The 24,669-nt window shown below is 66.9% G+C and carries 24 protein-coding genes; 11 read left to right on the forward strand and 13 right to left on the reverse strand.

Going from position 1 to position 24,669, the window contains the following annotated elements; translation table 11 throughout:
* Nucleotides 1-17 precede the first annotated feature (17 nt).
* From ruvB to ruvC, 3 genes are all read right to left on the reverse strand, one after another.
* Nucleotides 18-1,064 (reverse strand): Holliday junction branch migration DNA helicase RuvB, encoded by a 1,047-nt coding sequence (gene ruvB, locus AC4PTO_RS14760; RefSeq protein ID WP_492729726.1) that lies wholly within the window; start codon nucleotides 1,062-1,064, stop codon nucleotides 18-20.
* Nucleotides 1,065-1,175: 111 nt separating this feature from the next.
* Complete coding sequence (ruvA, locus tag AC4PTO_RS14765) at nucleotides 1,176-1,835, reverse strand: Holliday junction branch migration protein RuvA (protein ID WP_492729727.1); 660 nt, start codon at nucleotides 1,833-1,835, stop codon at nucleotides 1,176-1,178.
* On the reverse strand, nucleotides 1,832-2,338 hold the full coding sequence (ruvC, locus tag AC4PTO_RS14770) for a crossover junction endodeoxyribonuclease RuvC (protein WP_492729728.1): 507 nt from the start codon (nucleotides 2,336-2,338) through the stop codon (nucleotides 1,832-1,834). Before ruvC ends, ruvA begins: the two co-directional genes overlap by 4 nt.
* Before the next feature lie 109 nt (nucleotides 2,339-2,447).
* On the opposite strand from ruvC, the gene AC4PTO_RS14775 reads away from it, so the two are divergent.
* Both AC4PTO_RS14775 and AC4PTO_RS14780 read left to right on the forward strand, forming a co-directional pair.
* Nucleotides 2,448-2,660, forward strand: a complete 213-nt coding sequence (locus tag AC4PTO_RS14775; RefSeq protein WP_492729730.1) for a hypothetical protein — start codon at nucleotides 2,448-2,450, stop codon at nucleotides 2,658-2,660.
* A 12-nt stretch (nucleotides 2,661-2,672) separates the two neighbouring features.
* A complete protein-coding gene (locus tag AC4PTO_RS14780) occupies nucleotides 2,673-2,864 on the forward strand; it encodes a DUF1127 domain-containing protein (protein ID WP_492729731.1) in 192 nt (63 codons plus the stop codon).
* Nucleotides 2,865-2,942: 78 nt separating this feature from the next.
* Here AC4PTO_RS14780 and AC4PTO_RS14785 read toward each other — a convergent pair whose 3' ends face one another.
* Nucleotides 2,943-3,314 (reverse strand): hypothetical protein, encoded by a 372-nt coding sequence (locus AC4PTO_RS14785; RefSeq protein WP_492729732.1) that lies wholly within the window; start codon nucleotides 3,312-3,314, stop codon nucleotides 2,943-2,945.
* A gap of 57 nt (nucleotides 3,315-3,371) precedes the next feature.
* Nucleotides 3,372-4,250, reverse strand: a complete 879-nt coding sequence (locus AC4PTO_RS14790) for a 50S ribosomal protein L11 methyltransferase (RefSeq protein ID WP_492729734.1) — start codon at nucleotides 4,248-4,250, stop codon at nucleotides 3,372-3,374.
* A 150-nt stretch (nucleotides 4,251-4,400) separates the two neighbouring features.
* Between AC4PTO_RS14790 and AC4PTO_RS14795 the strand changes: the two genes are divergently transcribed.
* Nucleotides 4,401-5,465, forward strand: a complete 1,065-nt coding sequence (locus tag AC4PTO_RS14795; RefSeq protein ID WP_492729736.1) for a YeeE/YedE family protein — start codon at nucleotides 4,401-4,403, stop codon at nucleotides 5,463-5,465.
* On the opposite strand, the gene AC4PTO_RS14800 is transcribed toward AC4PTO_RS14795, so the two are convergent.
* Complete coding sequence (locus tag AC4PTO_RS14800; RefSeq protein ID WP_492733649.1) at nucleotides 5,462-7,657, reverse strand: primosomal protein N'; 2,196 nt, start codon at nucleotides 7,655-7,657, stop codon at nucleotides 5,462-5,464. The two genes, AC4PTO_RS14795 and AC4PTO_RS14800, sit on opposite strands and share 4 nt — an antisense overlap.
* A 155-nt stretch (nucleotides 7,658-7,812) precedes the next feature.
* Here AC4PTO_RS14800 and fsa point away from each other — a divergent pair, with 155 nt between their 5' ends.
* The 4 genes from fsa to AC4PTO_RS14820 all read left to right on the forward strand — a co-directional run bounded on the left by fsa (nucleotide 7,813) and on the right by AC4PTO_RS14820 (nucleotide 10,978).
* Nucleotides 7,813-8,463 (forward strand): fructose-6-phosphate aldolase, encoded by a 651-nt coding sequence (fsa, locus tag AC4PTO_RS14805; RefSeq protein ID WP_492729738.1) that lies wholly within the window; start codon nucleotides 7,813-7,815, stop codon nucleotides 8,461-8,463.
* Nucleotides 8,464-8,597: 134 nt separating this feature from the next.
* Nucleotides 8,598-9,314, forward strand: a complete 717-nt coding sequence (locus AC4PTO_RS14810) for a DUF484 family protein (RefSeq protein ID WP_492729740.1) — start codon at nucleotides 8,598-8,600, stop codon at nucleotides 9,312-9,314.
* Nucleotides 9,314-10,237 carry a tyrosine recombinase XerC gene (locus tag AC4PTO_RS14815; protein ID WP_492729742.1) on the forward strand — a complete coding sequence of 308 codons (924 nt, stop codon included), beginning with the start codon at nucleotides 9,314-9,316 and terminating at the stop codon, nucleotides 10,235-10,237. The genes AC4PTO_RS14810 and AC4PTO_RS14815 overlap by 1 nt, the downstream gene beginning before the upstream one ends.
* A 39-nt stretch (nucleotides 10,238-10,276) precedes the next feature.
* The gene (locus AC4PTO_RS14820) at nucleotides 10,277-10,978 is read left to right on the forward strand and encodes a CDP-alcohol phosphatidyltransferase family protein (protein WP_492729744.1); all 702 of its coding nucleotides are present in this window, start codon (nucleotides 10,277-10,279) and stop codon (nucleotides 10,976-10,978) included.
* Here the strand turns inward: AC4PTO_RS14820 and AC4PTO_RS14825 are convergent.
* Both AC4PTO_RS14825 and ileS read right to left on the reverse strand, forming a co-directional pair.
* Complete coding sequence (locus AC4PTO_RS14825) at nucleotides 10,975-11,811, reverse strand: EamA family transporter (protein ID WP_492729746.1); 837 nt, start codon at nucleotides 11,809-11,811, stop codon at nucleotides 10,975-10,977. The two genes, AC4PTO_RS14820 and AC4PTO_RS14825, sit on opposite strands and share 4 nt — an antisense overlap.
* 80 nt (nucleotides 11,812-11,891) lie before the next feature.
* A complete protein-coding gene (gene ileS, locus AC4PTO_RS14830) occupies nucleotides 11,892-14,861 on the reverse strand; it encodes an isoleucine--tRNA ligase (protein WP_492729748.1) in 2,970 nt (989 codons plus the stop codon).
* A gap of 337 nt (nucleotides 14,862-15,198) precedes the next feature.
* Between ileS and AC4PTO_RS14835 the strand changes: the two genes are divergently transcribed.
* Nucleotides 15,199-15,606, forward strand: coding sequence for a group III truncated hemoglobin (locus AC4PTO_RS14835; RefSeq protein WP_492729750.1), 408 nt, complete (start codon nucleotides 15,199-15,201; stop codon nucleotides 15,604-15,606).
* Here AC4PTO_RS14835 and AC4PTO_RS14840 read toward each other — a convergent pair.
* Both AC4PTO_RS14840 and AC4PTO_RS14845 read right to left on the reverse strand, forming a co-directional pair.
* Nucleotides 15,603-16,619: a YcjF family protein gene (locus AC4PTO_RS14840; protein ID WP_492729752.1), complete on the reverse strand. Its 1,017-nt coding sequence runs from the start codon at nucleotides 16,617-16,619 to the stop codon at nucleotides 15,603-15,605. The genes AC4PTO_RS14835 and AC4PTO_RS14840 overlap by 4 nt on opposite strands.
* Entirely contained in the window at nucleotides 16,616-18,025 is a 1,410-nt protein-coding gene (locus AC4PTO_RS14845; protein ID WP_492729754.1) for a YcjX family GTP-binding protein, read from the reverse strand. Before AC4PTO_RS14845 ends, AC4PTO_RS14840 begins: the two co-directional genes overlap by 4 nt.
* A 168-nt stretch (nucleotides 18,026-18,193) precedes the next feature.
* Between AC4PTO_RS14845 and truA the strand changes: the two genes are divergently transcribed.
* On the forward strand, nucleotides 18,194-18,961 hold the full coding sequence (gene truA / locus AC4PTO_RS14850; RefSeq protein WP_492729756.1) for a tRNA pseudouridine(38-40) synthase TruA: 768 nt from the start codon (nucleotides 18,194-18,196) through the stop codon (nucleotides 18,959-18,961).
* A 3-nt stretch (nucleotides 18,962-18,964) separates the two neighbouring features.
* Here truA and AC4PTO_RS14855 read toward each other — a convergent pair whose 3' ends face one another.
* The 3 genes from AC4PTO_RS14855 to AC4PTO_RS14865 form a co-directional block, all read right to left on the reverse strand.
* Nucleotides 18,965-20,887: a polysaccharide biosynthesis protein gene (locus AC4PTO_RS14855; protein WP_492729758.1), complete on the reverse strand. Its 1,923-nt coding sequence runs from the start codon at nucleotides 20,885-20,887 to the stop codon at nucleotides 18,965-18,967.
* Nucleotides 20,888-20,985: 98 nt separating this feature from the next.
* Nucleotides 20,986-21,591 (reverse strand): sugar transferase, encoded by a 606-nt coding sequence (locus AC4PTO_RS14860; RefSeq protein ID WP_492729760.1) that lies wholly within the window; start codon nucleotides 21,589-21,591, stop codon nucleotides 20,986-20,988.
* Nucleotides 21,588-22,481 carry an NAD-dependent epimerase/dehydratase family protein gene (locus tag AC4PTO_RS14865; protein WP_492729762.1) on the reverse strand — a complete coding sequence of 298 codons (894 nt, stop codon included), beginning with the start codon at nucleotides 22,479-22,481 and terminating at the stop codon, nucleotides 21,588-21,590. The genes AC4PTO_RS14860 and AC4PTO_RS14865 overlap by 4 nt, the downstream gene beginning before the upstream one ends.
* Nucleotides 22,482-22,559: 78 nt before the next feature.
* Between AC4PTO_RS14865 and AC4PTO_RS14870 the strand changes: the two genes are divergently transcribed.
* Together AC4PTO_RS14870 and AC4PTO_RS14875 are read left to right on the forward strand one after the other, a co-directional pair.
* Complete coding sequence (locus AC4PTO_RS14870) at nucleotides 22,560-23,675, forward strand: polysaccharide biosynthesis/export family protein (protein WP_492729764.1); 1,116 nt, start codon at nucleotides 22,560-22,562, stop codon at nucleotides 23,673-23,675.
* 85 nt (nucleotides 23,676-23,760) lie between these two features.
* Entirely contained in the window at nucleotides 23,761-24,627 is an 867-nt protein-coding gene (locus tag AC4PTO_RS14875) for a branched-chain amino acid aminotransferase (RefSeq protein ID WP_492729766.1), read from the forward strand.
* The last annotated feature ends 42 nt before the right edge of the window (nucleotides 24,628-24,669 follow it).

Raw genomic sequence — 24,669 nt, forward strand, 5'->3', positions numbered from 1 at the left:
TTCTTGATGGATCCGGCCTAGCCGTCGCCGAACAGATCGGTTTGCGGCACGGCAGCCGGGGGGGCGGCGCGCGGCGGCTCCAGCCCCAGATGGCGCCAGGCCCGCTGGCCCAGCATGCGCCCGCGCGGCGTGCGGCTGATCAGCCCCTGCTGCAACAGGAACGGCTCGATCACCTCTTCGATCGCATCGCGGCTTTCCGAAAGCGCCGCCGAAAGCGTTTCCACGCCGACCGGCCCGCCGGCATAATGTTCGGCGATCAGCGTCAGATAGCGCCGGTCGGCCCCGTCCAGCCCGAGATGGTCGACCCCGAGACGGGTCAGCGAACCGTCGGCGATCTTCTGCGTCAGGCGGCCGTCGCCCTCGACCAGCGCGAAATCCACCACCCGGCGCAGCAGCCGCCCCGCGATCCGGGGGGTGCCGCGCGCGCGCCGCGCGATTTCGCGCGTGCCCTCCGGCTCGGCCGGAACGCCAAGCAGGCGCGCACCCCGGCCGACGATCTGGTCCAGCTCGTCCTCGGTGTAGAATTGCAGCCGCGTGGGAATGCCGAACCGGTCGCGCAGCGGGGTCGTCAGCAGGCCGAGCCGGGTGGTGGCCCCGACAAGGGTGAAGGGCTGCAACTCGATGCGTACGGTGCGCGCGGCGGGGCCTTCGCCGATCACGAGGTCAAGTTCGAAATCCTCCATCGCGGGATAGAGCACCTCTTCCACCGCGGGATTGAGGCGGTGGATCTCGTCGATGAACAGGACATCGCGGGCCTCGAGATTGGTCAGGATCGCGGCAAGATCGCCGGCCTTGGCCAGAACCGGGCCCGAGGTCATCTTGAAATTCACACCCAGTTCGCGCGCCATGATCTGCGCGAGCGTCGTCTTGCCCAGACCGGGCGGGCCGTGGAACAGCGTGTGATCCATCGCCTGGCCGCGCATCTTCGCGCTTTCGATGAAGACGCGCAGATTGGCGCGCGCCTCGGCCTGGCCCACGAATTCCCCGAGCGCCTGCGGGCGCAGGGCGCGGTCCGCGTCATCGGGCAGGCGGTCGGGGCGAAGGGTCGGGTCGGGTTCGGTCATGATGGCTCAGTGTCGGGCGATTGCGGCGGCGTTGCAAGGGCGGGGGCGGGTTCTCGGGGGCGCTGCCCCCGGCCTGCGGCCTCCCCCGGGATATTTATGCAAAGCTGAAACCTAGTCCTTGGGGGCAAGAAGGCGCAGCGCCGTGCGGATGAGTTTGGCGGTATCGGTTGCCTCGGGGTCGTCGGAGGCGCGGGCGACGGCGCCGGCGGCCTCGGTCGGGTTGTAGCCGAGATTGGTCAGCGCGCTGAGCGCCTCGGCGGTATGGCTGGGGGCAGCGGCGGGCGCAGCGGGGCGCGGTTTCGCCGCGGGTTCGGGAACCGCGTCGGAGGGGGACAGATCGACGGTAAGCGCGCCGCCCATGGCCATGACCGAGGGCGCCTTTTCCTTCAGTTCCATCACCACGCGCTGCGCGAGTTTCGGGCCGACGCCCGGCGCGGCCTTGACCGCCGACCAGTCGCCAAGCGCGATCGCGCGGCCCAGCCCGTCGGCGCCGAGCGTGCCGATGATGGCCAGCGAGGCCTTGGCACCGATCCCCTGCACCGAGGTCAGAAGCCGGTGCCATTCCTTTTCCAGAAGCGTGGGAAAGCCGAACAGCTGCAAGAGATCCTCGCGCACGAGCAGGTCGGTATAAAGCGCCACCGCCTCACCCACCGGCGGCAGGGAGGAGGCCGTGCGCGACGAGACATGGACGATATAGCCCACGCCGCGCACGTCGATCAGCACATGATCCATCGCCCGGTGCAGAATGGTGCCTGCGATACGCCCGATCATGCAACTTTCCCCTTCAGCGCCGCGGCCATGCGCCCGGCCGATTGCAGGTGATGGGCATGGCAGATGGCGACCGCCAGCGCATCGGCCGCGTCGGGGCCGGCCAGCTCGACGCCGGGCAGTTGGAAGCGCACCATATGGGCGATCTGGCCCTTGTCGGCATGGCCCACCCCCACGACCGCCTTCTTCACCGCATTGGGGGCGTATTCGCCCACGCTCAGCCCCGCCTGCGCCGGAGCCAGAAGCGCAATCCCCCGCGCCTGCCCCAATTTCAGCGTGGCGACCGCATCCTTGTTGACGAAGGTCTGTTCGACCGCCGCGGCCTGCGGGGCGAAGCGGGCGATGACCGCGCTGAGCGCATCGTGCAGCGACAAGAGCCGCAGCGCCAGATCGCTTCCCTCGGAATGGATGATCCCGTTTGCGACATGTGTCAGCCGCGAGCCCGCCATTTCGATGACGCCCCACCCCAGGTTGCGAAGCCCGGGATCGATTCCGATTACCCGCATGAGGCCCTGTCTCCTGTCTGCTCTGTTGCCTTTTTCACACGGCTAGCACGAAAAGAGAACATCGCAAAGCGGGAAGACGCCCCGGACGAAACGGACAAGTCTTTTCCGGGTGCGCGCCAAAGCGGCGGAAAACGACGCTGCGCGGCAGAAATTCGACGCGCCGCAGCGCAGAAACCGCCATTCGGAAGAACGCCCGTTCCAGTTCCTGGAAGACATGCAGAAATCGCATAACGGGGCTGCTTGGGCGGCGCTTGTTTTCGAAAACTGCCCGGCATATCTGCGGCTCATCGAGCCCGATGCTCGAAAAACATGCACTTTGTGAAGGAACACGGAAATGTCCGCCTATGACACCAACCGCGTCCTGACCCGGCACGGTAGCTCCGGGTTCGTTACGCGAATGATCGAAGCCATCTCGGCCTGGAACGATGCCCGCCTGACCACCGCAGCGCTCTCGAAGCTGTCGGATCGTGAGCTGGACGATATCGGCCTGTGCCGTGGCGACATCGCGCGGGTTGCCCGCAGCTGATCCGCGCAACCAGCGCGACGAATACAAAAAGGCCGTGTGGGGAAAACCCGCGCGGCCTTTATCGTCATGAAAAGGACTTCAGCGCAAGATCGGCTGGATGAACCCTGCAAGCTTGAGCGTCGCGGGATCGGCCTGCAACACCCAGGCGCCCGCCTGTTCGAACACGCTGCCATTGGCAAGCGCCGCGACACGCTCGGCGTAGCCGTCCTGCCCCAGTTGCGCCAGAATCGCGGCCTTGAACAGAAGCGCCGCCGCAAACAGGAACGCAAGCGCCCGCAACGAAACCCCGCGCCGCCGGCGCGGACGTGTCGCATCGAAATAGGCGCGCCCCAAGGTTCCCGACGATTCAAACGCACCGCCGGCCTTGTGGATCTTGTCGATCCGCGCAAGGCGCTGTTCGAAATTCTTCATGTTGGGATCGGCCACGGCATTTCTCCCTGTCATCGGCATTCCGTCTCCCACTGAGACGATTATGCCGCAAGGAGGCCGGAAACTCGATACGAATTGTTAACGCGATTGGTTCCGGATCAGAACCAGTGTCGTCCAATCGCCAAATTCGTTGCGCGTAACCAACGAAAATCCTTGATTTTCATAGGCTGCAATCACCGCGTCGGCCTGGTCGTTAAGGATTCCGGACAGGATGACATGCCCTGATTCGGTACAATGCCGGGCCATGTCCGGGGCCAGAGAAATCAGCGGCCCCATCAGGATATTCGCGAAGATCAGATCATAGGGCGCGGCCTCTTCCAGATGCGGATGACCGAAACCCGCGGCCTCGACGCAGATCACCCGGCCCTCGAGGCCGTTGGCCACCACATTGGCTGCGGCCGTCTCTACCGCTACCGGGTCGATATCCGAGGCGATGACGGTCTCGGGCCAGATCTTTGCAGCCGCCATCGCCAGAACCGCCGTCCCGCAGCCGATATCGGCCACCCGCCGGGCCCGCAATCCGTCGCGCTCCAGATCGTCCAGCGCGCGCAGGCAGCCCAGTGTCGTGCCGTGATGTCCGGTGCCGAAGGCCATCGCGGCCTCGATCCGCAGCGGGATCACTTTGTCGGGCACCTTGTCCGCATCATGCGCGCCATGCACGAAGAACCGTCCCGCCGCAACCGGGGCAAGCTCGCGCCGGACATGGGCCACCCAGTCCACGTCGGGCAGTTCAGAGACAACGAAGGGCTCCGCCCCATGCGCAGCGGCCATCAGCGCAAGCGCGGTCTCATCGGGATGTTCAAGGAAATAGCTGCCCACTTCCCACCGCTCGGACCCGTCCTCGATCTCGAACACGCCGACACCGTAGGGCGCGGGATCCAGCTCATCGAGAAGCTCTGACAGCGCCTCGGCGCGGTCACGGTCCGGCAGGGTCGTGAAAGCAGTGAATGTGGGCATGAGGGCCTCCGGTCGGGCGTTGCGTGAGCCGGGCATGTCCGGGCGCATACCCCGGCAAAGACACAGAGGCAAGCCGCGCGTGATTTATGTCAAGGCCGATTGCCTTATACTGTGGAATAAGCCCTGCGCAGGGAATCAGGGAGCGTGCAGATGGAACTCGTCACACTTCTGGAGCGTATCGGAGAAGGTCCGACAGCGGCGCTGTTCGGACTGATCACCGGGATCATTTTCGGTGTTGCGGCACAACGCTCGAATTTCTGCCTTCGGGCTGCGACGGTCGAATTCGCGCGTGGGCAGCTTGGCGGCAAGGTTGCCGTCTGGCTTCTAACATTCTCCACCGCCGTGGTCTGGGTGCAGACGGCACAGCTTCTGGGCCTGTTTCGTGCGGCCGACAGCCGGATGATGGCCGTTCCCGGAAGCTGGTCTGGCGCCGTCATTGGCGGGCTGATGTTCGGCGTGGGCATGGTATTGTCGCGCGGCTGTTCGGGGCGGCTTCTGGTGCTGGCCTCGACGGGGAACCTGCGCTCGGTCGTGTCGGGGCTTATCTTCGCCGTCGTCGCACAAATGAGCCTGAAGGGTATCCTCTCTCCGACACGAGACCGCCTTGCGGGACTGTGGGTCACGCCGGGGGGCGAGAATGTAAGCATTCTGGACATGTTGCGCCTGCCACAATGGGCCGGGCTTGTCTTCGGGCTGGGGGTCGCCGCGCTTGCGCTTTACCTGGCGCGGCGCAACCGGATCGGGGCGCGGGTTTTGGTCTTTGCGTCGGGCGTCGGCTTTGCCGTTGCCGTGGGTTGGGTGCTGACATGGACGCTGGCGCAGGTCAGTTTCGATCCGATCCCCGTCACATCGGCCACCTTCTCGGGGCCGTCGGCCAACACGCTCATGTTCTTTCTGGATCGCAATGCGGTGCTGGAATTCGATGTGGGCCTTGTGCCCGGCGTGGTGATCGGAGCACTCATCGCGTCGCTTCTTGCGCGCGAATTCCGCTGGCAGGCCTTCGACTCGGTACCAGTGATGCGGCGCTCGATGATCGGGGCCGCACTGATGGGCTTCGGCGCGATGCTGGCGGGGGGCTGCGCGATTGGCGCGGGCGTGACCGGCGGGTCGATCTTTGCCGGAACCGCGTGGCTTGCGCTGTTCTGTATGTGGATCGGGGCCGTCACCACCGACTTTCTGGTCGATCAGCGCCGTCCCGCGGGCATTGCGGCCTAAAGAAAGCTCTGCGGGTCGATGTCGATCGCAAGGCGCACCGCGTTCGGCAACCTCACCTGTGCCACCCATTCCCTCAGGGCGGCCTGTAGCGGGGCGGTCTTGTCGGCCTTGACCAGCATGCGCACCCTGTGCCGGCCACGGACCCGTGCGATCGGTGCGGGCGCGGGGCCGTAAAGCGTGGCCCCAACGCGGCGCAGCGGCGCATCGGCCCGCGCAAGCGCGCCGCCGATATCGAAGAGCGGTTGCAGATCGGGGCCGGACAGGATGATCCCCGCAAGGCGCCCATAGGGCGGCACCCCCTGTGCGCGGCGCGCGTCGGCCTCGGCGCGCCAGAAGGCTTCGTCATCGCCGCCAAGGATCGCACGGATGACCGGATGGTCGGGCTGGTGGGTCTGCAACAGCGCCGCGCCGCGCCGTTCGGCCCGGCCGGCCCGCCCGGCGACCTGGCGCATCAGCTGGAAGGTGCGTTCCGCAGCGCGCAGGTCCGAGCCTTGCAGCCCGAGATCCGAGTCGATCACCCCGACCAGCGTCAGCAGCGGGAAGTTGTGCCCCTTGGCCACGATCTGTGTGCCGATGATGATATCCGCGCCCCCTTCGGCAATCGTGCCGATCGCCTCTTTCAGCGCGCGCGCCGATCCGAAAAGATCCGAGGACAGCACCGCGACACGCGCCTGCGGGAACCGTTCGGCCACCTCTTCGGCCAGCCGTTCGACCCCCGGTCCGACGGGGGCAAGGCGCCCTTCGGCCCCGCAGGACGGGCAGGCCAGCGGGATGGGCTTCGTCTCACCGCATTGATGGCAAACCAGCCGCTTGAGAAAGCGATGCTCGACCATCCGCGCGTCGCAATGATCGCAACCGATCTGATGCCCGCAGGCGCGGCAGACTGTGACCGGCGCATAGCCGCGACGGTTGAGAAACAGCATCGCCTGCTCGCCGCGCGCGATGCATTCGCCGACTGCCCCCGCGAGGGTCGGAGAGATCCAGCGGCTGACCTCCATCGCCTCTTCGCGCAGGTCGATCGCGGCCATTTCGGGCATCTCGGCCGCGCCGAAGCGGCTGATCAGGTCGATGCGGCGGTATTTCCCCGCCTCGGCATTAGCCCAGCTTTCCAGCGAGGGCGTGGCCGAGGCCAGAACCACCTGCGCGGCATTGAGCGAGGCGCGCAGCACCGCCATGTCGCGCGCATTGTAAAGCGCGCCCTCTTCCTGCTTGTAGGAACTGTCATGTTCCTCGTCGACGACGATCAGCCCCAGATCGCGGAACGGCAGATAAAGCGCCGAGCGCGCGCCCACCACAAGCTGCACCCCGCCCTCGGCCGTCATGCGCCACAGCCGCCGCCGCTCGGTCTGGCTGACGCCGGAATGCCATTCGCCGGGAAGCGTGCCGAAGCGGTCCTCGACCCGCGCAAGGAACTCCGAAGTGAGCGCGATCTCGGGCAAGAGCACCAGCGCCTGCCGCCCCAGCCGCAGGGCCTCGGCCACCGCCTCCAGATAGACCTCGGTCTTGCCCGAGCCGGTGACGCCCTTCAGCAGCGTGGTGCCGTAGCCGCCATCCCGCAGCGCCCCGCGCAAGGTTGCCGCGGCCGCCGCCTGATCCCCCGACAGGGTCTTGCCGGGCAGATGCGGATCGAGCCCGGGGAAGGGCTGGTCGCGCGGCACCTCGGCCTCGTCGATGGCGCCGGCCTTCACGAGGCCCTTGACCACCTGCGTCGTGACCCCCGCGCTGGAGGCGAGTTCCGACAGCAGGAACCCCGCGCCGCCATGTTCGCCCAGGACTTCGAGCACGCGCTTGCGCGCATCGGTCATGCGGTCGGGCTGGCTGCGGCCCAGCCGGTAGATCCGCCGCGCGCCCGGCGCCTCGGCCAGGGCCGGGGTGCGGGTGGCCAGCCGCAGCATGGCCGGAAGCGGCGTCATCGTATAGTCGGACATGCGCACAAGGAACTCGCGCAGTTCGTCGCGCATGGGCGGCACGCCGAGCACGCGCAGCACCGCACGGACCCGCGCCGGATCGAACCCACCCTCGCCCGGACCCCAGACCACGCCGAGAACCCGGCGGGGGCCAAGCGGAACCTCGACGAAGGCGCCGGCAAAGCAGCCGCCTTCGGGCGCACGGTAATCGAGCGGCCGGCCGATCGGTTCGGCCGTCAGCACCGCGATCAGCGCGCCTTCGGGAAACCAGCCCGCCTCAGCCATGGCGCGCATCCCGTGGCGGGCTGCCTCCGGCGGGGATATTTATCGCTCTGAAGAACGCAAGGCCATGATCGGGGACGGAGCGCCCGCGTTTGAGGGGTTCCGGGGGGCGGCGGATTGCGCTATCAGGCGCCGAACCCGTCTGCAGGAGCTGCCCCATGAAATTCTTCGTAGATACCGCCGATGTCGCCGCCATTCGTGAGCTGAACGACCTGGGCATGGTCGATGGCGTCACGACCAACCCGTCGCTGATCCTGAAATCGGGGCGCGACATCCTCGAGGTCACCAGGGAGATCTGCGACATGGTCTCTGGCCCGGTGTCGGCCGAGGTCGTCGCCACCGAGGCGAAAGCCATGATCGAAGAAGGTCTGAAGCTTGCCAAGATCGCCCCCAATATCGCGATCAAGGTTCCGCTGACCTGGGATGGCCTGACCGCCTGCAAGGCTTTCGCATCCGAAGGCCACATGGTCAACGTCACGCTGTGCTTCTCGGCCGCGCAGGCCATCCTTGCCGCGAAGGCGGGGGCGACCTTCATCTCGCCCTTCATCGGGCGGCTGGACGATATCAACCTTGATGGTGTGCAGCTGATCGAGGATATCCGCACGATCTATGACAATTACGATTTCCGCACCGAGATCCTGGCCGCTTCGATCCGCTCGGTGAACCATATCACCGATGTGGCCCGGATCGGCGCCGATGTGATCACCGCCCCGCCCGCCGTGATCAAGGCGATGGCGAATCACGTCCTGACCGACAAGGGGCTGGACCAGTTCCTCAGCGACTGGGCCAAGACCGGCCAGAAGATCTGAACCGGCGCGATCGGCATCATGACGGCCCGCCGCTCTGGCGGGCCGGTTCATTTTGGGCAAAAAATACCTGCATTTCCCCATATTTCGTGTAGAGTGGCCGCAAAACAACCACAAACAGGCACGATGATACGGGCATGACGGAAACCGCTGTGAACACTGTGCTGGCCAACCAGCTGCGCGAACGGATCATTTCCGAGCCGGAAGTGATCCTTGAGGACCGCGATCTGATGCATGCGCTGATCGCCGCGAACGAGCGCGCGATGGGCAGCAACATCATCGACCTGCGCGGCGTGGCGATGGAGCGGCTTGAAAAGCGGCTCGACCGGCTTGAGGACACGCATCGCTCGGTGATTGCCGCGGCCTATGAGAACCTTGCCGGGACAAACCAGATCCACCGCGCGGTGCTGCGCATGCTCGACCCGGTGGAGTTCGAGGATTTCCTGCGCAACCTGGGCAGCGAAGTGGCCGGCATCCTGCGGGTGGATTGCGTGCGCCTGGTTCTGGAAAGCCTGCATTCGGACAGCGATCCGGTGCTGCGCCGGCTGGGCGATGTGCTTTGCGTGGCCGAGCCGGGTTTCGTGCAGGAGTATCTGGGTGCGGGCCGGGGCGGGCAGCCGCGCAACGTGGTGCTGCGCCAGACCGTTGCGCAATCCGACGCGATCTATGGCGAGACCGCGGGCTGGATCCGCTCCGAGGCGCTGATGCGGCTGGATTTCGGGCCGGGACGGCTGCCGGGGCTTCTGGTCATGGGGGCCGAGGACCCGCATCAGTTCAAACCTGCGCAGGGCACCGACCTTCTGGCCTTCTTCGCCGGGGTGTTCGAACGGGCGATGCGCCGCTGGCTGGCGTGATGCCTGCCGCCTTTTCTCCGGCCGCCGCGGATGCGCTGCAACGCTGGCTGGACCATCTGCGCGCGCTGGACGGGGCGGCCGGGCACACGATTTCCGCCTATCGCGGCGATGTCGCCGGTTTTCTGGGATTCTTGCAGCAGCATCACGGCGAGGGTCAGGGCCTGGCCCGCCTGGCCGCGATCAGCCAGGCCGACATGCGCGCCTTTCTGGCGCATGAGCGGGGGCGCGGGATTTCGTCGCGCTCGCTTGCGCGGCGGCTTTCGTCGGTCAAATCCTTCATCCGCTGGCTTTCCGACCGCGAGGGGTTCGACGCAAGCCACGTGCTTGCGGCCCGCGCGCCGAAATACCAGCGCAAACTACCCCGGCCGCTGGCCGAGGATGCCGCGCAGGCCATGATCGGGCAGGTCGGGGATCAGGCGGCCGAGCCATGGATCGCCGCGCGCGATGCGGCGGTGGTCACGCTGCTTTACGGCTGCGGCCTGCGGATATCCGAAGCGCTTGGCCTGACCGGCGCCGACGCCCCCCTGCCCGAGGTTCTGCGCATCCTGGGCAAGGGCGGGAAAGAGCGTCTGGTGCCGGTCCTGCCGGTCGCGCGCACCGCCGTCGACATCTATATGCGGCTTTGTCCGTTCGAGACCGGCCCCGCCGCGCCGCTGTTCCGGGGCGCGCGCGGCGGTGCGCTCAGCCCGCGCATGATCGCCCGCGCGGTCGAGCGCGCGCGCATGTCGCTTGGCCTGCCCGCAACCGCCACGCCCCATGCCCTGCGCCACAGCTTTGCCACCCACCTTCTGGGCGCGGGGGGCGATCTGCGCGCGATCCAGGAGCTTCTGGGCCATGCAAGCCTTGCCACCACCCAGATCTACACCGCCGTCGATGCTGCACGGCTGATGGAAATCTACGAATCCGCCCATCCGCGGGCCTGACGGCATTGCGGGATGGCCGAGAATGCGCAAGAAGGGGCCATGGTTCTTCGCATAAAAGCCCTTCTCGTGCACCTGCTGACCGCGACCGGCGCAGTTCTTTCGATGCTGGCGATGCTGGCTGCGGTCGAGGAAAAATGGAGCCTGATGTTCCTATGGCTTGTCGTGGCGCTTGCGGTGGACGGGATCGACGGGCCGCTGGCACGGCGCTATGACGTCAAGACCAACTGGCCCACCTATGACGGCGTCCTGATGGACCTGATCATCGACTACCTGACCTATGTCTTCATCCCGGCCTATGCGCTGTTCAAATCGGGGCTGCTGCCCGGCTGGACGGGCTGGATCGCGATCATCGTCATCGTCTACGGCTCGGTCGTCTATTTCGCCGACACGCGGATGAAGACGAAGGACAATTCCTTCGCCGGGTTTCCGGGCTGCTGGAACATGGTGGTGCTGGTGCTGTTCGCCATCCAGCCGAATTTCTGGCTGATGCTGTCGCTTGTCGTGGCGCTTGCGGTGGCGATGTTCACCAACCTCAAGTTCATCCACCCGGTGCGCACGGAACGCTGGCGGTCGGTCTCGCTGCCGATGGCGCTCGCCTGGACCGGGTTCGCGGGCTGGGCGGCCTGGGTCGATTTCCACCCCGAAAGCTGGGCGCATTGGGGGCTGGTGCTGACCTCGCTTTATCTGCTTCTGGTCGGCATCGTGCAGCAGATCGTGCCCGCGCGCGACGCACGCGCCTAGATCCGCGTCACGATCACGCCCAGCACGATCAGCACCGCCGCAACCGCCTTGAGCGGGTTCATCCGTTCGCCGAACAAGAGCCAGCCGATCATCACTGCAAACAGGATCGAGGTTTCGCGCAGCGCCGCGACAAGCGCGATCGGCGCCACCGTCATCGCCCATACCGAGATCGCATAGGCCCCGTAAGATGCCACCGAGGCGGCCGCGCCAAGCGTCCATTCCCGCGCCCCGCCGGCCAGCATGCCGCGCCCTTTCAGCGCAACCATCCCGGTTGCGAAAAGCGCCCCGTCCACGATGAAGATCCAGCCGACATAGGCCACCGCATCGCCCGAGACCCGCGCGCCCAGCCCGTCGATCAGCGTATAGCTTGCCGTGGCGCAGGCCGAGCCGATGGCGAAGGGCAGTAGCCTGCGGCTTTCGCCGTCGGTAAACACCCCCCGCGCCATCAGGAGGATGCCGAAGCCAAGCGTAAGGATGCCCAGATATTCGGGCAGTTGCAGAACGTCCGACAGGAACACCGCCCCCACCACCGCCACGATCATCGGCGCCGCCCCGCGCGCGATAGGATAGACCCGGCTCAGGTCGCCCTGCTCATAGGCGTAGGTCAGGAAGAACTTGTAGGCGAAATGCGTGCACCCGGCCGCGATCACCCAGGGCCAGACTTCGGCCGGCGGCCACGGACGGGTCGCCACGACGGCAATGCCGATCGGGATCTCCATCACCGACAGGATCACCATCGAGCCGACCTTGGACTTTCCGCCCTTGATCAGCGCATTCCACAACGCATGCAGAAAGGCGGCGCCCAGAACCGCCAGCATTACCCCGAAAGCCATCCCGCCACCTGCCCGACCGATTATCCGTTATCGGTAAAGCGCGGCGGCGGGACCGGCAAGGGGGATACCGATCCCCCGCCTTATCCCAGGGCGTCGTTGCAGCGCTTGCAGGTGCCCGGATGGGCATGGCTGCCCACATCCGGCAGGATCCGCCAGCAGCGTCCGCATTTCTCGCCCTCGGCGGTTTCGAACACCACCGCGATGCCCGGAACCTCGGGCAGGCGGAAGGCCTCGTTCGGGGCCGGATCGGCGGTCAGGACCGCCGAGGAAGTGATGCAGATATCCGCGAAATCGACCGAATGCAGCGCCCTGAGAAGGTCTGCATCCTCGACATGGACGACCGGGGCCGCCTCGAGGCTGGCGCCGATCACCTTGGCGCTGCGCTGCACTTCAAGCGCGGCGGTCACGGCACGGCGGGCGCGGCGGATGCCGTCCCATTTCGCGGCCAGCGGCTCATCCCGCCAGTCGGCGGGCGTTCTGGGCATGTCGGTCAGATGCACCGAACCCGCCTCTTCGGGGAAGCGCGAAAGCCACACATCCTCCATCGTGAACACCAGGATCGGCGCAAGCCAGGTGGTCAGGCGATGGAACAGAAGGTCCAGCACCGTGCGCGCGGAACGGCGGCGCAGGCTGTCGGGCGCGTCGCAGTAAAGCGCATCCTTGCGGATGTCGAAATAGACCGCGGACAGATCGACCGTGGCAAAATTGAACAGCGCCTGGAAGACCCCCTGAAAATCATAGGCATCATAGCCCTTGCGCACGGTATGATCGAGCTCGGCCAGGCGGTGCAGAACCCACCGCTCCAGTTCGGGCATATCGGCGGGGGCCACACGCTCGGCCTCGGCAAAGCCCGCAAGGTTGCCCAGCAGGAAGCGCATCGTGTTGCGCAGCCGGCGATAGCTGTCGGCCACGCCCTTCAGGATTTCCTTGCCGATGCGCAGGTCGGCCGTGTAGTCGGCCTGCGCCACCCAAAGCCGCAGGATATCGGCGCCGTATTCGTCGATCACCTGCTGCGGGGCGATGGTGTTGCCAAGCGATTTGGACATCTTCATGCCCTTCTCGTCCAGCGTGAAGCCATGCGTCAGCACCCCGCGATAAGGCGCCCGGCCCTTCGTGGCACAGGCCTGAAGCATCGAGGAATGGAACCAGCCGCGATGCTGGTCGGTGCCCTCCAGATACAGATCCGCAATCCCGTCGGGCGTGCCGTCGGCGCGGTCGCGCAGCACGAAGGCATGGGTCGAGCCGCTGTCGAACCACACGTCGAGCACGTCGAAGACCTGATCGTATTCCTCCGGGTCGGCAATGCCTTCCAGCACCCGCGCCTTGAAGCCGTCCTTGTACCAGACATCCGCGCCCTCGGCCTCGAAGGCCGCCACGACGCGGGCGTTGAGTTCGGCATTGCGCAACAGGAACCCGTCATCGGTGGGCCTGGCACCCTTCTTCACGAAACAGGTCAGCGGCACGCCCCAGGCGCGCTGCCGGCTCAGCACCCAGTCGGGCCGCGCCTCGATCATCGAGTAAAGCCGGTTGCGCCCGGTCTGCGGCGTCCATTTCACCAGCTTGTCGATCGAGGTCAGCGCACGCGCCCGGATCGTGTCGCCATATTCGCCCATCCCGTCATCGAGCACCTTGTCGATGGCGGCGAACCATTGCGGGGTATTGCGATAGATCAGCGGCGCCTTGGAACGCCAGCTATGCGGGTAGGAATGCTTCAGCTTGCCCTTGGCCAGAAGCGCCCCGGCCCAGGCCAGCTGCTTGATGTTCGAGACATTCGCAGGCCCTTCCTTGCCGTCGGGCAGAACGATCGCCTGCCCGCCGAACAGCGGCAGGTCCGGCCGGTAGGAACCGTCTTCCAGAACGTTATAGGTCATCGGCAGGCCGAATTTCAGGCCAATCTGGTAGTCGTCGTCGCCATGGCTGGGCGCGGTATGCACGAACCCCGTCCCGGCATCGTCGGTGACATGCTCGCCGGGCAGGACCGGAACGTCGAAATCCCACTCACCCGCGCCGTTCTCGACACCGCGATAGGGATGGGCAAGGGTCAGCCCGGCCAGTTCCTCGGCGGACACCCCGCGCAACCGGCTGAAACTTTCGACCTTGGCCGCGCCCATCACGCTCTCGGCCAGCTTGTCGGCCAGAAGGACGGTCTCGCCCACGCGCGCGGTGGTGTTCTCGGCCACCGCGTCGATGCGATAAAGCCCGTAAGAGATTTCGGGGCTGAAGCACACGGCGCGGTTCTGCGGGATGGTCCAGGGGGTCGTGGTCCAGATCACCACCGAGGCATCGTGCAGCTGATCGGCCAGAAGCGCCTGATCGGCGCCGTCATATTCCACCGCATCCTCGACCGGCATCGGCGCATTGCCGCCGCGCAGAACCGCGAAACGCACCCAGATCGTGTGGCTGGTGTGATCGTGATACTCGACCTCGGCCTCCGCCAGGGCGGTCTTTTCCACCGGCGACCACATTACCGGCTTCGAGCCTTGGTAAAGCGTGCCGTTCATCAGAAGCTTCATGAACTCTTCGGCGATCACCGCCTCGGCGTGGAAATCCATCGTCAGATAGGGCGCGTCCCATTTCCCGGTGACGCCAAGGCGCTTGAACTCCTCGCGCTGGATGTCGATCCAGCCCTCGGCGAAACGGCGGCATTCCTGGCGAAAGGCAACCAGGTCAACATCGTCCTTGTTCAGCCCCTTCGCGCGGTATTGCTCCTCGATCTTCCATTCGATGGGCAGACCGTGGCAATCCCAGCCCGGAACATAACGTGCATCGCGCCCCATCATCTGCTGCGAACGGACGATGAAATCCTTCAGGATCTTGTTGAGCGCGTGCCCGATATGCAGATGTCCATTTGCATAGGGCGGGCCGTCATGCAGCACGAACGGCGTGCGCCCCTCCTGCGCGCGCAGCCGGTCGTAAACGCCGATCTTCTCCCACCGCGCCAGCCAATCCGGCTCGCGCTGCGGAAGGCCCGCGCGCATCGGAAAATCGGTCTCGGGAAGAAAGACGGTATCACGGTAATCAGGTGTCGTGGCGGGCGTATCAGCACACATCGGTCTTGTCCTTTGCAGGGAATGGGCGCATCACCCGCGCCCGTTTCTGGCTCGCAATTCCCGGCCACCCTGACGCGTCAGAGCGCCGGGCCAGTAATTCGATGCATGAGACGCATGTGCCAGGTCATGCCCGCCTTATAGGCGCGGCTCGGCGCTGCGGCAAGGCGGTGAACCGCCAGTTTCTTCAGAGTCGAAATATCCCCGCCGGAGGCTCCTGCGATCGGCCATGGAACGCTCCGCGGGGGATATTTTCACTCTGGTGAAAGGGGGGTGCGGCCTTATTCCGCCTTGCCCGCGCACGGGCGGCACCCTATCTGATCGCCGACAGGAGACCGCCATGACCGCACCGCCCCCCCGTTTCGAGGTTACCGAAGCCGATATCGAGCGAGTCGTCGCGCGCTTCTATGCACGGGTGCGCGCGCATCACCTTCTGAGGCCGGTCTTCGCCGCCCATGTCGAGGACTGGCCCGCCCATGAGGCGAAGATCGCCCGGTTCTGGAAGGGTGCGATCCTGTTTCACGCAGGTTATGACGGCAGCCCCATGATGGCGCATCGCCGCGCGGGCAATGTCGAGGCCGGGCATTTCCCGATCTGGCTGGGGCTGTTCGACGACACGTTGCGGCAAGAGCTTGAGCCGCTGGCCGCTGCAAGCTGGTCCGCGCTTGCCCATCGCATCGGGCAAGGCCTGCGGCTTGGCGTGGAGGATATGGGCCGCCCCCGCGATACGGTGCCCGTCCTGCGCTAGTCCTCGTCCGCTTTCGATTTCGAAAACACGCCCGTCAGCGCCCGGCTGACGAGATTGGTCACCCGCGGTTTCGGCAGGGCCGCGAAGGGCATCGGGCGGCAGACCTCGATCGCGGCGATGCCCACGCGTGCGGTCAGCGCGCCGTTCACGACGCCTTCGCCGAAGCGGCGCGAGAGTTTCGACAAAAGCCCGCCGCCCGCCATCGTTTCGATCAGGTCGTCGCCTGCCGCGACCGCGCCGGTGGCGACAAGGTGGGTCATCACCGTGCGCGCCAGGCGCAGCGAGCCGAACGAGCCTGCGCGCCCGCCATAGATCTCGGCGATGCGCCGGATCATGCGCAGGTTCGCCGCAAGCGCCGCGAAGACATCGGCCAGAGCCAGCGGCACGAGCGCGGTGACGGTGGCGACGGTCCGGGCGGCGGCCTCGACCTCGAGACGCGCGGCGGCATCGAGCGGGCCCATCAACTCGCGTTCGGCAAGGCCCAGAAGGTTCTCGGCATCGAATGCATCGCCCGTCCGTTCGGCCAGGCGGGCGCGGGACCAGTCCAGCTCGGGGCGGGCCGCGTAAAGCGCGGAAAGCTGCGTCACCGCCGCCCGCGCCTGCCCCAGATCGCCGGAGGCGGCGGCGGCACCCACCTTGCGATGCACGCCGTCAAGGCGGCGCAGGCGCGCGAAGGCTGCCAGTTCGCGCCCCGCCATCAAAAGCGCGGCCAGAACGAAGGCGCCGATCAGCGCGATGCCCAGCCATCCCAGAACCGGGTTCGCGGCGAACAGCCCGGTCACGAAATTCCACGCCGCGACCGAGGCGAGAAACCCCAGAAGGGCCACCGCCGAACGCCAGAAGAACCGCGTCAGCCCCGAGGTCGGGCGCGCCGCAAGGCGCGTGGCGATCTGCATGGCGCGGCCCTCGGGGCGGGGCTCGGCACCGGGGGCATCCTCGATCGGCGGGGCCTCGGCCGGGGTTGGCGCGGGGCCATCCAGTTCGATCAGGACGGGGCCTTTGGTCGTGTTCATAGCTTGTCCCCGATCAGGAATTCCGCGGCACGGTCCAGCCGGATATGCGGCGGGCCTTCGCCAGGCTTGAGGCTCAGTTCGGCGGGCGCGAAGGACATCACCGCATAATCGGCATCCAGCCATCGCGCCGCCCCGGCGCGGGCGGGCGACAGAAGCTGCGCGGGATCGTCCGGAAGCGCGCCGGGATAGAAGGCGGCGCGGCGCCCGTCCATCAGCGTGCCCCGCACGGCCTCGACGCTGCGGCCCTCATGGGGGACGGTCTCTTCGGTCGTGGTGCGCAGGGCGGCAAGCGACATGGCAAGCGTTCTGGCCCCCGCGAAATCGGCGCGGTCCTTCGCCTCGCGCAGAAGCGCGCCGGTGATCGCGGTCAGCCGGGCGTGCTGCGTGTGGTGCAGGTGATCGGCCTTGGTCGCGGCGAACAGGATGCGTTCGACGCGCCGCGCGCCCAGAAGGCTTGCCAGCCAGCCCGCCGTGCCGGGGCGGAAGGCGGTCAGGATCCCGGCCATGGCGCGGCGCAGATCCTCGAGCGCGGCGGGACCGGAATGGATGGCGCCCAGCACGTCGACCAGCACGACCTGCCGGTCGATCCGGGCAAAGTGATCTCGAAAGAAGGGGCGCACCACGCGGGACTTGTAGGCCTCGAAGCGGCGCTCCATCTCGCGCCCGAGCGAGCCGCGGGGGCTGTTGCCCAGCGGCAGGGGGGCGAAGGTCAGCACGGGCGATCCGGCCAGATCTCCGGGCAGCAGGAACCGCCCCGGCGAGCAATCCGAATAGCCCGCCGCGCGCGCGGCCTGAAGATGGGCGGCAAAGCTGTCAGTCAGGCGGCGGGCGACGGGTTCGTCCAGCGCGGCCTCTGTGTCGGTGGCCTGGGCAAGCGCCATGAACTCGGCCCCGCCCGGCCGATCCGGCAGGCGGGCCAGAACCCCTTCGGACCATTGCGCATAGCTCTTGTCCATCAGGGACAGGTCCAGAAGCCACTCGCCCGGATAATCGACGATATCGACATGCACGGTGCGCGGGCCCCGCAGCGCGCCCAGCATGCCCGAGGGCTGCACCCGGAACGACAGGCGCAGTTCCGACACCGCGCGGGTGCCCTCGGGCCAGTGGGGCGCCGGGCCGGTCAGCGCGGCAAGGTGGTTTTCATAATCGAAGCGCGGCACGGTATCATCCGGCTGCGGCTGCAGATAGGCCGCGCGGATCGCCCCGCCCGCGGCCGCCGACAGCGCGGGCATCCGCCCGCGATCCAGAAGATTGGCGACAAGCGAGGTGATGAACACCGTCTTGCCCGCGCGCGAAAGCCCCGTCACGCCCAACCGGACCACCGGCTCAAACAAGGCCTCGGAGACCGATGCGCCGATCCCCTCGATGCCGCGCGCGACATCATCTGCGATGCTGGAAATGCCCAATGCGGTTCGCCTTTTGCTGCCCCATGGCCTCAAGATAGGTGGCCGCGCGCGGCCTTGGTAGGGGGAAAGGCCGCGCGGAACCGGCCCCTTGCGCAGCGGGGCCGCGAATTTCGCCCCGCGCCGCATCTTGGGATTGCCGCCGGGGCGCAGGGCGCGATATGGCGGGGCATGCCAAGATTTGCTTTCCAGATCGAATATGACGGGGCGCCCTTCGCGGGATGGCAGCGCCAGCGCAGCCAGGCTTCGGTTCAGGGCGCGATCGAGGCCGCGCTTGCCCGGCTGGAGCCCGGCCCCCACACGATCGCCGCGGCGGGGCGCACCGATGCGGGCGTTCACGCCACCGCACAGGTCGCCCATGTGGATCTGGCCAAGGACTGGGACCCGTTCCGCCTGTCCGAGGCGCTGAATTTCCACCTCAAGCCCAGCCCGGTCGCCATTCTGACCTGCGCACGGGTGCCCGATGAGTTTCACGCCCGCTTTTCCGCGATCGAGCGGCGCTATCTGTTTCGCCTGCTGCAACGCCGTGCGCCGGCGGTGCATGACAGGGGGCGGGTCTGGCAGGTGCTGCACCCCCTGTCGCTCAGGGCGATGCGCGCGGGGGCCGCGCATCTGGTGGGGCATCACGATTTCACCACCTTCCGCTCGTCGATCTGCCAGGCGGCATCGCCGCTCAAGACGCTGGACGAGATCCGTATCGAGGCCGTCCCGGTCCCGCATGGGCAGGAGTTCCGCTTTCACCTGCGCGCGCGGTCCTTCCTGCACAACCAGGTGCGCTCCATCGTCGGCACGCTGGAGCGGGTGGGCGCAGGGGCCTGGGCGCCCGAGGATGTGCAGACCGCGCTTGAGGCGCGCGACCGCGCCGCCTGCGGGCCGGTCTGTCCGCCGCAGGGGCTTTATCTTTGCGGGGTGGGATATCCCGAGGATCCGTTCGGCTAAGGGTCACTCGGCCGGTTTGTCCGCCGCCTTCAGCGCATTCACGATCCGCTCGGGCAGGGCGCCCTCGGGCTGGCTTTGCGGCTGGTATTCGGGCACGGCGCGCATCAGCGTGGCCAGCAGGTCCGCGTCGGACCCGCGGTCGATCGCATCGCGCAGGGCGCGCAGCGCCGCGGCCATCTCCAGCTCCGACAGGTGATCTTCGCGCACACGAATGATCTTGGGATGCGCGGTCGTCTGCGCCCCTTTGCGCACCATCAGCTCTTCGTGCAGCTTTTCGCCCGGACGCAGGCCCGTGGTCACGATCTCGATGTCGCCATCGCAGTTCTCGGCATCGCGCACCGTGTATCCCGAGGCCACGATCAGCTGGCGCGCCAGGTCACGGATATAGACCGGCTTGCCCATGTCGAGCACGAAGACCTCGCCTCCTTCGGCGAAGGACCCCGCCAGCAGCACGAGGCGCGCGGCCTCCATGATCGTCATGAAATAGCGCGTGACCCCTTCATCGGTCAGCGTGACGGGCCCGCCGCGCGCGATCTGTTCCTGAAACAGCGGGATCACCGAGCCGGACGAGCCAAGGACGTTGCCGAAACGCACGATGGAAAAGATCGTGCCGTTCGAGCGCGTCGCCAGATCCTGCACGATCAGCTCTGCCAGCCGCTTCGAGGCGCCCATGATGTTGCCCGGCCGCACCGCCTTGTCGGACGAGACCAGAACGAAGCGGCGCACCTGTGCCTCGCGCGCCTTCTGCGCCAGAACGGCGGTGCCGAGCGCGTTGTTCGAAAGCCCCACGCGCGGGTTGGCCTCGACCAGCGGAACATGCTTGTAGGCCGCGGCGTGCAGCACCACCTCGATCCCGTATTGCGCCAGCACGTCGCCCACAAGGATGCCGTCGGTGATCGAGCCAAGGACCGGCACGATCTCGACCCCGGCCTGACCGGCAAGCACGCGCATCTCGGCCTCGGCGTTGTAAAGCGCAAGCTCGGAAAGTTCGAACAGGACAAGGCGCGCAGGGCGGCAACGGATCATCTGGCGGCACAGTTCCAGCCCGATGGACCCGCCCGCCCCCGAGATCAGCACATTGGCGCCGCGATACTCGGAGCATCCCGAATTCATCGCGTCGTGCAGCGGATCACGCGACAAAAGCGCACCGGGACCGGCGGGCAGCAGCTTGTCCAGCAGCGCCTCGCCTCCGATCAGCTGCGCGAAAGCCGGCAGGGTCTGCACCTCAAGGCCCAGCCCCTCCAGGCGCTTGGACAGGTAGGTCTGCTTGTGAACCGACAGCGACGGCATCGCCAGGATCACGCGGTCAAGCTTGTAAAGCGCCTTCACCCGGTCGATATGCACGCCCGAATAGACGGGCAGGCCCACTACGTTCAGACCGCGCAGCGTGGCATTGTCGTCCAGAAAGGCGCAGGCCATGATGTCGGACTGCCCCTTCAGCGCCGAGGCCAGCGACATCCCCGTGCGCCCCGCGCCATAGATCGCAACCCGCGTGACCGCGCGCGACCGGCGATAGATCGACATCAGGATCTGGTACATCGCCAGCCGGGCAAGGAAATAAAGTGCGAAATAGACCAGCGCGAAGATGAAATGCAGCGCCACCGGAAACGCGCTGTCCCCCAGTGAATCGAGCGCCGCCGAACAGACGGCAAGCAGGCTTGCCAACACGGCCGAGCGCACGACGCTGCCCAGATCGTATTCCTTCAGCTGCACCCGCCGCAGCCCCAGGATCAGCGAAAGCGCCGCCGCCGCGACCATCAGCAACGGAATGAACGGCCAGTTGTCCACGAAAAGAGGCAGCAGATCCAGCGACGAAAACTGCAACGACAGCGCCAGGATCATCGATATCGGAACCAGCGCCAGATCTACGGTCAGAAAGATCGCATCTTTCTGAATGCGGCTGAGAGAGATGACTGTTTTTATCATTCTGCTTGTGGTGCCCGGAACCAAGCGTAAATATTCATGAAATCGTTACACGAAAAGCGGGGCCACAACAACCAACCCGTGTTTTTTGGCGGCAAAAATCAGCGCAATATGCGGGCGACGGTCTGCCAGATCAGTTTCATGTCGAAACAGACGGACTGATGACGCTGATAGATCAGGTCCAGCCTTGCCTTCGCGGGAACGCATCGACGGCAATAGGCGGCATCGGTTTGCTCGGATGTGCCGCATCCGGCGAGAATGCGCTCCTCGTGCCGATGATAGATCATCGAGGCCAGCCCGGTGACGCCCGGCCGGCTTTTGAGAACCTCCGAATAGATCTCGGGGAAGCGTTCGACATACTGGCGCAGGGGGGGGCGGGGGCCGACGAAGCTCATGTCGCCCTTCAGGATGTTCCACAGCTGCGGCAGTTCGTCAGCGCGGGTGCGGCGCAGAAGGCGGCCGATCCGGGTGATGCGTGCGGTCTTGTCCCCCCCCGACACGCCGGTATCGGTATCGACAGTGGTCATCGTGCGGAACTTCCACAGCGCGAAGGGTTGTGCCGGACAGCGCATGCGCTCGGCCACATAGAAGACCGGGCGGCCCTCGGTCACAAGGATCGCAACCGCGATCAGGGCAATCACCGGCGCCAGAACCGGCAGGAGCACCAGTGCGAAGAGGATATCGAAACTGCGTTTGGCAAGGGTCATGCACGGGTCTCCGCCGGGGGCAGCGACGCAAGGTCGGCCACGATGTCGGCGGCCCGCGCCGGTTCCTCCGGCACGAGGCCGAGCGTGACCGCCCGCGCCACGTCCAGCGTGATTTCCGCGATCGCGCCTTCGGGCGCCGGCCGGTCGCGCCAGCTTTCCCCGGCGGCGCGCAGCAGCGCGTCCATCCCGACCGGCCCCGCCTGCGCAAGGTTCAGGGCGGCCGGCAGCGCCGCCCCGCCCGCCGCCAGCCGCGCCAGCCGCGCGATGGCATGGGCGATGGCATGCGGCCCGATATAGCTGCGCCGGGGCGCGGTCCCGTCCGGGAAGATGTCCAGAACGCGGGTGCCGGGCGCATGCGGCACCCCCAGCAGCGCATCGGCCCCCGCGACATTACCGATCCGCAGGCAGCAGATGCCGGCCGCGCCCTGCAAGGCCTGTTCCATCGCGTGCTTGGCCGCGCCATAGGCCCCGGCGGGGGCCAGGGCATCCGTTTCGGCCTGCGCGCCCGGCCGTGGCCCGTAGACCGCTGCGGACGAGGCCACAAGGACCGGGCGCCCGCCCGCCGTTTCGGCCGCCCGCAACGCCGCAAGGGCAAGCTCCGTATTGGCGCCAAGCGCCTGCGCATCGCCCGCAACCACGCCGGCAAGGTTCAGCACGACATCGGCCGCGCGCGCGGCCCGGGCATAGGCATCGGGCTGGCCCAGCGGATCGAAGACCAGATCGCCGCCGCGCCCCTCGGTGCGGGCCTGCCAGATCAGCTGCACCCCGACACCCGCGCCGTCCCCCACGGCCCGGCGGATCAGCCCGCCGAGACGGCCGGTTCCGCCGATCACGAGGATGCGTGGATTCTTCGACTTGAGAATTACCGGATTTATCCCCATACCCGTCATGCCGATGCTAAAGGTGACTCGCGCTGCCCGCCTGACGCTTAGCATCGCAAGCCAAAGGGCGAAACGGGGGATGTTTGAATGTTGACCAAAGGCCGCCTGCTGGTTTGCCTTCTTTGCTGCATGGCGCTTGGCGCGTGCACCCTTCCGCGCGGCGCGGCACTGCAATCGGAAATCCTGCGCAACGAAAGCAGCGAGGATGCGGGGTTCGCCCATTACGAGGTGACGCGCGACTTCCTGCCCGTGGTGGCGCAATGGCCGGCCGGTGCGGGCGCGCTTGAGGCGCGTTCGTGGATCAAGGGCGGCGCCGGTGGCGCGGGCCAGGTCCTTGCCGCGGGCGACATGGTCAAGATCGCCATCTGGGACAATGGCGACAACACGCTCCTGACGGCCCCGAACTCTCCGGCCTCGACCCTTCAGGAAATGCAGATCGCGCCCAATGGCACGGTGTTCGTGCCCTATGTCGGCGCGGTGAAGATTTCCGGCCTGACGCCCGACCGCGCGCGCGAGAAGATCCAGCAGGACCTGTCCACGATGGCCCCCGCCGCGCAGGTGCAGCTTTCCGCCGCGCCGGGCCGGCAGAACTCGGTCGACATGGTCAGCGGCGTCGTGCGCCCCGGCAACTATCCGATGGCCGACCGCTCGCTGACCGTGCTTGGCCTGATTTCGCTTGGCGGAGGGGTCTCGCCCGAGATCGCCAACCCTCAACTGCGCCTGATCCGCGGCGGCAAGGTGCACGAAATCTCGATGGAGCGGGTGCTGAAGGACCCCGCCCTCGATACCGGGCTGCGCGGCGGTGACAAGCTGATCGTGGAAAAGGACCCGCGCTATTTCCTCGCGCTCGGCGCGTCCGGGCGGGAAGAGATCATCCCCTTCCCGAAGGACCGCGTGACCGCGCTTGAGGCCGTGACCCTTGCCGGCGGGATCAATGCCTCCCGCGCCAACCCCAAGGGCGTGCTGATCCTGCGCGAATATCCCGGCGCGGCCGTCGCGCCGGAGGGCAGCGATGCGGGCCCCACCCATAACCGCGTGGTGTTCACGCTGAACCTGACGCGCGCGGACGGGCTCTTTTCGGCGCAGAACTTCGTCGTGCAGCCGCGTGACCTTGTGCTGGCCACCGAAAGCGCCGTGGTGCCCACCCGCACGCTTCTTGGCCTGATCGGGACAGGCGTCGGCATCGCCAGCAACGTCGACTAAGCTGCCGGGGCGTCAACGCCACCACACGCTCTGGACGATCCGGTCACGGCCTGCTTAGACTGCGCCGTCTGATCGGAGGATACCCATGGCATTCGGCACGAACATCCGCACCTGGTTCGAAGGCAGTTGGCACGAAGGCGACGTGGCGGTGATGCGCGCGGCCGATCACGGCATCTGGCAGGGCTCGTCGGTCTTCGACGGCGCGCGCATGTTCGACGGGCTCGTCCCCGACCTCGAGGCGCATTGCGCCCGCGTCAACCGCTCGGCCGAGGCGCTGATGATCACCCCGACGATGAGCGCCGAAGACATGGTCGGGATCGCGCGCGAGGGGTTGCGGCGCTACGGCAAAGGCGCCGCCGTCTATGTGCGCCCGATGTATTGGGCGCTGCACGGCTCGGATCTGGGCGTGGCGCCGCGCGCGGGCGCGACGGGCTTTGCGCTCTGCCTCGAAGAGGTGGCGATGCCCGCCCCCGCCGCCGGCACCACGTTGACCACGACGCAATTCCGCCGCCCCGTGCTGAGCGACAACGTCTGCAACGCCAAGGCGGGCTGCCTTTACCCCAACAACGCGCGCATGCTGGTCGAGGCGCAGCGCAAGGGCTTTGGCAATGCGCTGGTGCAGGACGCGATGGGCAATGTCGCCGAAAGCGCCACGGCCAATGTCTTCATGGTCAAGGACGGCGTGGTCTTCACCCCGATCGCAAACGGCACCTTCCTGTCGGGCATCACCCGCGCGCGCCACATCGCCAATCTGCGCGCCGACGGCACGGAGGTCCACGAGGCGGTGCTGACCCTTGGCGATTTCCGCGATGCCGACGAGGTGTTCCTGTCGGGCAATTTCGCCAAGGTCACGCCGGTGACGGCCTTCGACGACATCTCTTACCAGCACGGCCCGGTGACGCGCCGCGTGCGCGAACTTTACTGGGACTGGGCAGCTTCGCGCCCGCTGTAACGCGCATGGTTGCCAAGACCGGGCACATCGGGCGATGATCGC

The organism is Rhodobacter maritimus, from assembly GCF_058747975.1.